This window comes from Vibrio sinaloensis DSM 21326, from assembly GCF_000189275.1.
GTDB classification, from domain to species: domain Bacteria; phylum Pseudomonadota; class Gammaproteobacteria; order Enterobacterales; family Vibrionaceae; genus Vibrio; species Vibrio sinaloensis.
The window spans coordinates 1-285 of the sequence record NZ_AEVT01000075.1; the positions used below are offsets into that span (position 1 = coordinate 1).

General features: G+C 47.4%; 2 tRNA genes. Both read right to left on the bottom strand.

The features are described 5' to 3' along the window. Nucleotides 1-72: 72 nt before the first annotated feature. Nucleotides 73-148, bottom strand: a tRNA-Glu gene (locus RH45_RS13675). A gap of 4 nt (nt 149-152) precedes the next feature. Beyond that, nucleotides 153-228, bottom strand: a tRNA-Ala gene (locus RH45_RS13680). Between the last annotated feature and the right edge of the window lie 57 nt (nt 229-285).

The window sequence follows — 285 nt, forward strand, 5'->3', positions numbered from 1 at the left end:
TAATCACTTCTAAAGAAGTAACCATTTTTAAGAGCACTTAAGATTTTCTATTTAAAGAAATGCGCTTAAAGATGGTATCCCGTAGGGGAGTCGAACCCCTGTTACCGCCGTGAAAGGGCGGTGTCCTAGGCCTCTAGACGAACGGGACACGGTGGTGGAGCTAATCGGGATCGAACCGATGACCTCTTCGCTGCCAGCGAAGCGCTCTCCCAGCTGAGCTATAGCCCCACATAAAATTGCTTCAGCATTTATGCAGAACCAATCCTTGCTCTGAACTAAACCATA